The 7658-nt window shown below is 70.7% G+C and carries 9 protein-coding genes; 4 read left to right on the top strand and 5 right to left on the bottom strand.

From position 1 onward, the window contains the following. Positions 1-56: 56 nt before the first annotated feature. From Ato02nite_RS04810 to Ato02nite_RS51325, 5 genes are all read right to left on the bottom strand, one after another. Positions 57-275: an MbtH family protein gene (locus Ato02nite_RS04810; RefSeq protein ID WP_213005133.1), complete on the bottom strand. Its 219-nt coding sequence runs from the start codon at positions 273-275 to the stop codon at positions 57-59. After that, positions 272-1744: an FAD-dependent oxidoreductase gene (locus Ato02nite_RS04805; RefSeq protein ID WP_246606093.1), complete on the bottom strand. Its 1473-nt coding sequence runs from the start codon at positions 1742-1744 to the stop codon at positions 272-274. Before Ato02nite_RS04805 ends, Ato02nite_RS04810 begins: the two co-directional genes overlap by 4 nt. Beyond that, complete coding sequence (locus Ato02nite_RS04800; protein WP_213005131.1) at positions 1741-1974, bottom strand: phosphopantetheine-binding protein; 234 nt, start codon at positions 1972-1974, stop codon at positions 1741-1743. Before Ato02nite_RS04800 ends, Ato02nite_RS04805 begins: the two co-directional genes overlap by 4 nt. Before the next feature lie 49 nt (positions 1975-2023). Continuing rightward, positions 2024-2542, bottom strand: coding sequence for a GNAT family N-acetyltransferase (locus tag Ato02nite_RS51330; RefSeq protein WP_246606090.1), 519 nt, complete (start codon positions 2540-2542; stop codon positions 2024-2026). 96 nt (positions 2543-2638) lie between these two features. Beyond that, a complete protein-coding gene (locus Ato02nite_RS51325; RefSeq protein WP_246606088.1) occupies positions 2639-3673 on the bottom strand; it encodes an ABC transporter substrate-binding protein in 1035 nt (344 codons plus the stop codon). Between the two features lie 119 nt (positions 3674-3792). Here Ato02nite_RS51325 and Ato02nite_RS04790 point away from each other — a divergent pair, with 119 nt between their 5' ends. From Ato02nite_RS04790 to Ato02nite_RS04775, 4 genes are all read left to right on the top strand, one after another. Beyond that, positions 3793-4827, top strand: a complete 1035-nt coding sequence (locus Ato02nite_RS04790; protein WP_213005130.1) for a FecCD family ABC transporter permease — start codon at positions 3793-3795, stop codon at positions 4825-4827. A gap of 34 nt (positions 4828-4861) precedes the next feature. After that, positions 4862-5914: a FecCD family ABC transporter permease gene (locus Ato02nite_RS04785; protein WP_213005129.1), complete on the top strand. Its 1053-nt coding sequence runs from the start codon at positions 4862-4864 to the stop codon at positions 5912-5914. After that, on the top strand, positions 5911-6789 hold the full coding sequence (locus Ato02nite_RS04780) for an ABC transporter ATP-binding protein (RefSeq protein ID WP_213005128.1): 879 nt from the start codon (positions 5911-5913) through the stop codon (positions 6787-6789). The genes Ato02nite_RS04785 and Ato02nite_RS04780 overlap by 4 nt, the downstream gene beginning before the upstream one ends. Positions 6790-6861: 72 nt before the next feature. Next, positions 6862-7488, top strand: coding sequence for a GntR family transcriptional regulator (locus Ato02nite_RS04775; RefSeq protein ID WP_213005127.1), 627 nt, complete (start codon positions 6862-6864; stop codon positions 7486-7488). Positions 7489-7658: the final 170 nt, after the last annotated feature.

The raw sequence follows: 7658 nt of genomic DNA, 5'->3' as shown, positions 1-7658 counted from the left end.
GCAGGGTGCAGGCCGCCGCGCCGGGTTCGGCGGGGCGGTTCCACGGGGGTGGCGGGTCAGCCGGCGGCCGCGTCCATCTGGGCGATCAGCGACTTGGGCCGCATGTCGGTCCAGTTCTTCTCGACGTAGTCCAGGCACGCCGCGCGGCTGTCCTCGCCGAACGCCACGGTCCAGCCGGCCGGCACGTCCGCGAAGGCCGGCCACAGCGAGTGCTGGCCCTCGTCGTTGACCAGCACTAGGTAGCGGCCGTCCTCGTCCTCGAACGGATTCGTCATTTCGCCTCCCCGACGGAAACCCAGGACAGCCCGTCCGCGGCCGGAACCAGGCCGTCCTCCAGCAGGGGCAACTCGCGGGCGGCGGTGCCCTGAACGCCCCGTACCTGGATGTTGTTCATCTCCTGCATGACCTCGCGCACCACCGGCGTGCCGAACAGGTGGTGCATCCGCTCGCCGGACTCGGTCTGCATGGTGCCGGTGCGCTCGACGGCGTCGGCGAGCGCGCCGGACGACTCCCGGAAGTTCTGCACCAGGGCCTGCTCACCGGAGTGCACGCCGCCGACCAGGCTGACGAACGCCTCCAGGTCGGTGGCGTTGAAGTTGGTGACCTTGCGGGCCTTCCAGAAGTACGACTCCTCGTTGCTCTGCATGTCGTAGAACGCCGAGAGGAACTCGTAGAAGACGCGGTACTCGCGGCGGTAGCGGCCCTCGAACTCCTCGAACACGCGGTCCTCGGCGAGGTCGCCGGCCAGCACGGTGTTGATCGACCGGGCGGCGAGCAGGCCCGCGTACGTCGCGAGGTGCACGCCGGTGGAGAAGACCGGGTCGATGAAGCAGGCGGCGTCGCCGACCAGCACCATGCCGGGCCGGTGGAACGTCGAGTTGGTGTACGAGTAGTCCTTGCGGGTGCGGATCTCGCCGTACGTGCCCTCGGTGACCCGGGTCGCGTCGGACAGGAAGTCCTTGACGATCTCGCAGCGGTCGACGAAGCCGAGCAGTGACTGCTCCTGGTCGCCCTGCAGCTTGGCCGCGTGCTCCCGGGAGATGACCGCGCCGACGCTGGTGAGCGTGTCGGACAGCGGGATGTACCACATCCAGCCCTCGTCGAAGGCGGCGCAGAGGATGTTGCCGGAGTCCGGTGCGGGCAGCCGCTTGCCGCCCTCGAAGTAGCCGAACAGGGCGATGTTCTGGAAGAAGTCGGAGTAGATCCGCTCGCCGCGCACGCCCTGGTGGATGCGGCTGCGGTTGCCGGACGCGTCGACCACGAAGGTGGCGTGGATCTCGTGACCGTCGGCCAGGCGTATGCCGCGCACCCGCTCGTCGTCGCCGATGACCTCCTTGACGTCGACGTTCTCGCGGACGTCTACGCCGTTTCTGGCCGCGTTGCGCAGCAGGATCTCGTCGAACTTCATCCGCTCGACCTGGTACGCGTACGAGGTGGGGCCGGAGAGTTCGGGAGCGACCGCGAAGAGGAAGTTCCACGGCACCGGGTTGGTGCCCCAGCGGAAGCTTCCGCCCCGCTTGACCATGAAGGACGCCTTCTCCAGCTCCTCGGTGACCCCGAGCATCCGGCCGATGCCGTGCACCGTGGACGGCAGCAGCGACTCACCGATCTGGTAGCGCGGGAAGGTCTCCTTCTCCAGCAGCACGACCCGGTGGCCACGCTTGGCGAGCAGGGTGGCCGTGGTGGATCCACCCGGCCCGCCGCCCACGACCACGACGTCGGCAGTCTCGATGTTGGCGTTCAACGCTTCCCCTCCAGCAGGTTCCACCAGGCGGCGACCGTCGGCTCCTGGGCCAGGTCGAGGTAGCCGGCCTCGAAACCGGCCTCCCGCCATTGGGTGGCGAGGGTCATCAGCCGGATCGAGTCGAGGCCACGATCGATGAGGTTTTCGTCGTCGGCGAAGCTGCCCGGCTCCTCGGCCAGCACCTCGGCGACGTCGCTGCGCAGACGTTCGAGGCTCAGGGGTGCGGTCATGTGGGGCATTCCTTCGGTCGCTCGCTCTTGTTAGGTAAGGCTTACCTGATTATTTCGTGCCCGTAAAGGCGGCTTCTCGCCTGTCGGGTGAAATTTCGTAAAAATGCAGGGCAGCGTGCTTGTGACCAAGATCGCGTATGCCGCGAAATTCAAAACCGGCCGCTGCGAACATGCGCCGGGCGATCAGGTGCCGCTCGTCGGGATCAGCCACCACCTTGCGTACGCGGTGATCCGCCGCGAAAAGTCCCTCCGCGACCGCCCGCACGAGCCGCCGGCCCAGGCCGCGCCCGGTGCTCTCGCGCGCCCCGATCGCCAGGTGGATGCCGAGGTCGAACGGTTCGGCGTCGTACTGCAGGCCCACCACGTCCCGCGGCGTCCGGTAGATCTCGACGTAGGCCAGCGGTGACCCCTCGTAGGACACCAGGCACGGCCGCGAGTAGTCCCCGGCGAGCTGCTCGGCGATGGCCTCCGCCCACCGTTCCGGCGGCCACGCCTGCTCCCAGAACAGCTCGACGTGCGGCTCGTTCATCCATCGGCTCACCAGCGGCGCGTCCGGCTCGCCGAGCACCCGGATGCCCCATGGCGGATCGAGCCTGGGCACGGGCGGAGGCCCCGCCGCGACGACCGCCGCGGCGAGACCTGCCGTCACCTCACGCGTGGACACTCAGGAGGCCGCCTTGGCCGCGGTGGAGATCACCGGAAGGACGTTGGCGATGATGTACTGCACCGACAGCGGGGTCGGGGTGCGCAGCGCCGAGAACTGCGGGGCGGTCAGCGCCTTGTAGGAGCCACGCTTGACACTCGCCAGGCCCTTGAACAGCGCGTTGCCCTCGAGGGTGGGCTGCAGCGACGGCTCGGCGTAATAGATCAGCGTCACGTTGGCGTCGAGCACGGCGACCTTCTCCAGGCTCAGCTGCACGGCGAACTCGTCGCCCTTCAGCCCGGCGACGGCCGGCGCGAGCTTCATGCCGAAGTCGTTGAGCATCTTCACGCCCGCGTCCTTGTCGGAGCGCAGCACGCCGATCGAGCCGGCCTCCCACATCTGGCTGAGCGTGAACTCCTTGCCGGCCAGCTCCGGGAAGTCGGCCTTGGCCTTGGCGATCTTGCCTTCGACGTCGGCGATGACCTCGGTGGCCTTGGCGTCCTGCCCGACCGCCTTGGCGACCTGCTTCAGCGTCGTCTGCCAAGGATCTTCAAAGGCCCCGGTCGTCTCGTACGCCGTGGTCGGCGCCAGCTTCGACAGCTTGGCGTACTCGTCGTCGATGTAGTAGTCACCGCCGGCCAGGATCAGGTCGGGCGCGAGGGCTGCGATCTTCTCCACGTCGAAGCCGGTGTCGCCCGCGGTCAGCACGGTCGGCTTGCTGGTCAGCAGCGGCTTGGCCCACTCGGTGACGCCGTCCGGGCCGGACGACTCGGCCACGCCGACCGGCTGCACGCCGAGCATCAGCAGGGCGTCGAGGTCGGCGTCGGACAGAGCCACGATCCGCTGCGGAGCGGCCTTGACCTCGGCGGTGCCGAGCTTGTGGGTCAGCGTGACCGGGTAGCTGGCCGCGGCCGCCGTCGAGGAGCCCGGCGCCGCCGTGTCGTCACTGTCGTCGCCGCCGCAGCCGCTGAGGGCGGTGAGCCCGGCCGCGAGGGCGAGTCCGGCCGCGAGAGCGCGGCGCGTGGCGGACAAGGGGAAGGACATATAGGACCTCACGATCGCAAAGTTAGGTGAGGCTAAGCTAAGCGACGCCGCGATTCGAAGGCAAGGCAGGGTCCGAGTTTTGGTAAGGCTAACCTTCCATAGGACTCAGGCAATGGATCGGAAGGAAAAAGATGGTGGCCACCGTCCGGCCGGCCCGTCGGGCACCGGTCACCCGCAACCGCATGGGGGCCTTGATCGCCCTGGTGGTCGCGGTTTTCCTGGCCTTCGTGCTGAGCCTCGCGCTGGGCGCGCAGACATTGAGTCCGGCCGAAATCTGGCACGCGGTGATCGCCCCCGACCCGGGCTCGCCGGCCACCGCCATCGTGCGAGATCTTCGTCTCCCCCGCACCGTCCTGGGCCTCCTGATCGGACTGGCGCTCGGCGCGGCCGGCGCCCTGATGCAGGGCCACACCCGCAACCCGCTCGCCGACCCCGGCCTGCTCGGCATCTCGGCCGGCGCGTCGTTCGCGGTGGTGATCGCCATCCAGTTCGGCGTGACCGGGCTGACCGGCTACATCTGGTTCGCCTTCGCCGGCGCGCTGCTGGCCAGCCTGGCCGTCTTCAGCATCGCGGCCGGCCGCCGCGGCGGCCCCACCCCGGTCACCCTGGCCCTGGCCGGCATGGCGATCAGCGCGCTGCTCAGCTCGTTCACCCAGTCGATGCTGATCTCCGACGACGCCAGCCTCAACGTCTTCCGCTTCTGGGTGGTCGGCTCCCTCTCCGGCCGGGGCACCGAGGTGGCCGTCGAGGTGGCCCCGTTCATCGCCGCCGGCCTGATCCTGGCCCTGGCCAACGCCCCCGCCCTGAACGCCCTCGGCCTGGGTGACGACGTGGCCCGAGCCCTGGGCCAACGGGTCCTGGCCGCCCGCACGGTCGGCGTCACCGCGGTGGTCCTGCTGGCCGGCGCCGCCACCGCGGCCTGCGGCCCGATCGCCTTCCTCGGCCTGATCGTCCCGCACGCGGCCCGCGCCCTGACCGGCCCCGACCACCGCTGGCTGATCCCCTGCTCGGCCCTGGCCGGCGCGGCCACGTTGCTGGTGGCCGACGTCATCGGCCGACTGGTGGTCCGCCCGGCCGAACTGCAGACCGGCATCGTCCTGGCCGCGGTCGGCGCCCCGTTCTTCATCCTCCTGGTCCGCCGCCGCGCCGGCGTGGTGAAGCTGTGACCCCCACCCCGCCCCCGCGATCGGAGGCACAGCCATGACCGCGACCCTTGTCCGGCCGCCGGGCCGGCGGCCGGTGGCCGCCGGGCCGATCGGTGGGACCGTCTCCGTGCGGTCCGTCGTGGTCGGACTGGCCGGGCTGGTCGCGACCGCCGCGGTCGCGGTGTTCAGCATCAGCCATGGCAGCTTCACCATTCCGCCCGGCGACGTCGTGGACACGCTGCTCGGCGGCGGCACCGCGGCGCAGAAGCTGATCGTGCTCGACCTGCGGCTGCCCCGCATTCTCGCGGCCCTGCTGGTCGGCGCGGCGCTGGCCGTCTCCGGGGCGCTCACCCAGACCTTCGCCCGCAACCCGCTCGCCAGCCCCGACGTCCTCGGGGTCACCAACGGCGCCTCGCTCGGCGCCGTCGCCGTCATCGTGCTCGGCGGCAGCTCGGTCATCGGGGTGCCGCTCGCCGCCCTAGCCGGCGGACTGATCACGGCCACCATCGTCTACGTGCTCGCCTGGCGGCGCGGCGTGGACGGCTACCGGCTCGTCCTCATCGGCATCGGCGTCGGCGAGATCGCCATCGGCGGCGTCAACTGGTTCCTGGTCCGCGCCGAGATCATCGACGCCACCCGGGCCACCATCTGGCTCAACGGCTCGGTGGCCGGCGCCGACTGGGACCAGGTGCGACCGCTGTCGACGGCTCTGGTGGTGCTGCTGCCCCTGGCCGTGGCCACCGCGTTCACCCTGCAGGCGCTGCAGTTCGAGGACGACGTGGCGCGGGCTCTCGGCGTACGGCTGCAATTGGCCCAAGCGGCGGTCGTCCTGACCGCCGTAGCCCTCGCGGCCGCGGCGGTCTCCGCCGCCGGCCCGATCGAGTTCGTCGCGTTCGTAGTCCCGCAGATCGCGCTGCGGTTGTGCGGCGGCTCCCGGCCGCCGCTGGTGGTCTCGGCCGTCCTCGGCGCACTGCTGGTCTCCGGCGCCGACCTGGTGGCCCGCACCGCCCTGCCCGGCCGCGAACTGCCGGTCGGCCTGGTCACCGCCATCGTCGGCGCCCCCTACCTGCTCTGGCTACTGGTCCGCACCAACCGGAGGACGACATGACCTCATCCGAGGATCTCCGCACCCCACCGTCCCCCGGCACCAGCGCAGAGCCCGGCACAGCGGCCGGGACGGCGGTTGAGGGCGCGACCGGGACCCGGCTGCAAGCGCGTGGGCTTCGGCTCGGCTACGGCGAGGCGATCGTCGTCGACGGGCTCGACCTGGACATTCCGCACGGGGTCGTCACCGCCGTGGTCGGGCCCAACGGGTGCGGGAAGTCGACGCTGCTGCGGGCGCTCGGGCGACTGCTCAAACCGCGCGACGGCGAGGTGCTGCTGGACGGGCAGCGGATCGACCGGATGCCGACCCGGGAGGTCGCCCGGATCATCGGGATGCTGCCGCAGGCGCCGGTCGCGCCGGACGGGCTCACCGTCGCCGACCTGGTCATGCGGGGGCGGCACCCGCACCAGACGTGGTTCCGGCAGTGGTCCCCGGCCGACCAGGAGATCGTCGGCGAAGCCCTCGAGTGGACCGACATGCGCGACCTCGCCGACCGGGCGGTCGAGGAACTCTCCGGCGGCCAGCGGCAACGCGCCTGGATCTCGATGGCCCTGGCCCAGGGCACCGAGGTGCTGCTGCTCGACGAGCCCACCACCTACCTGGACCTGGCCCACCAGATCGACGTCCTGGAGCTGATCCGCCGGCTGCACCGGGAACGCAGCCGAACCATCGTGATGGTGCTGCACGACCTCAACCTGGCCGCCCGCTACGCCGACCACGTCGTGGCCATGCGGGACGGGAAGATCGTGGCGCAGGGCCGGCCCGCCGAGGTCTTCACGGTGGAGCTGCTGGCCGACGTGTTCGGGCTGTCCGCTCTGGTGGTGCCCGACCCGGCCACCGGGACGCCCCTGGTAGTGCCGCTCCCTCGCGAGGGTTGAGTATCCTGTGCGGACCAACGAGCACAGGGACGACGAAAATCGATGGCTGAGCGCGACGGTGACCGTCGGCATGTGAGTGACGCGCTCCGCGAGGCGATTCTGCGGGGCGAGTTCCTGCCCGGCGAGCGGCTGGTCGAGGCGCAGCTGATGACCAGGTTCGGGGCGAGCCGGTTCAACGTGCGCTCGGCGCTGACCGACCTGTCCGCCGACGGCCTGGTCGAGGTGCAACGCAACCGGGGCGCCCAGGTCCGCAAGGTGTCCCTCGACGAGGCGGTCGAGATCACCGAGGTCCGCATGGTGGTCGAGGGCCTGATCGCGGCGAGGGCGGCCGAGCGGGTCGAGCCCGAGCAGGCGTCCGAGCTCGACGAGATCGGCCTGCTGATGCGCCGAGCGGTAGAAGCCGGCGAGTACCGCCGCTACAGCGACCTCAACTCCCGGCTGCACGCCCTGATCCGCGAGATCGCCGGGCACCACACGGCCGACCGCATCGTCGGCACGCTGCGCGGCCAGTTGGTGCGCCACCAGTTCGTGCTGTCACTGCTGCCGGGCCGCCCGCAGACATCACTGCCCCAGCACGAACGAATAATCGCGGCAATCCGCGACGGCGACCCGAAGGTGGCCGAGGAGTCGATGCGCGAACACATCGCCAGCGTCATAGAGGCCCTACGCTCAATAGACCAGCTGGGCGGCCCGGCGTAGCTCCCCGCGCGCCCGCGCAGCAGCGAACGCAAGGCGCCGCCACCGAACGACCGCCCCGGGTCGAACATTTACCGAATAAGCCGCCAAGCGGTTCGGCCCTGGGGCTGATCGGCGTAGCGCCGACTCTCGCACCGTCACCAATCCAGGTTTCGCTGCCGACCACAGCACCC

The sequence above is a fragment of the Paractinoplanes toevensis genome (genome assembly GCF_018332695.1).
In the GTDB taxonomy this organism is placed as follows: domain Bacteria; phylum Actinomycetota; class Actinomycetes; order Mycobacteriales; family Micromonosporaceae; genus Actinoplanes; species Actinoplanes toevensis.
The sequence above is the reverse complement of the archived record's forward strand: the minus strand, read 5'-3'. Positions and strand labels throughout refer to the sequence as shown.

Excerpts from the sequence above, each read along its gene's own strand:
- Ato02nite_RS04810 (WP_213005133.1), bottom strand. The coding sequence starts at position 275 with ATGACGAATCCGTTCGAGGACGAGGACGGCCGCTACCTAGTGCTGGTC.
- Ato02nite_RS04800 (WP_213005131.1), bottom strand. The coding sequence starts at position 1,974 with ATGACCGCACCCCTGAGCCTCGAACGTCTGCGCAGCGACGTCGCCGAG.
- Ato02nite_RS04790 (WP_213005130.1), top strand. The coding sequence starts at position 3,793 with ATGGTGGCCACCGTCCGGCCGGCCCGTCGGGCACCGGTCACCCGCAAC.
- Ato02nite_RS04785 (WP_213005129.1), top strand. The coding sequence starts at position 4,862 with ATGACCGCGACCCTTGTCCGGCCGCCGGGCCGGCGGCCGGTGGCCGCC.
- Ato02nite_RS04780 (WP_213005128.1), top strand. The coding sequence starts at position 5,911 with ATGACCTCATCCGAGGATCTCCGCACCCCACCGTCCCCCGGCACCAGC.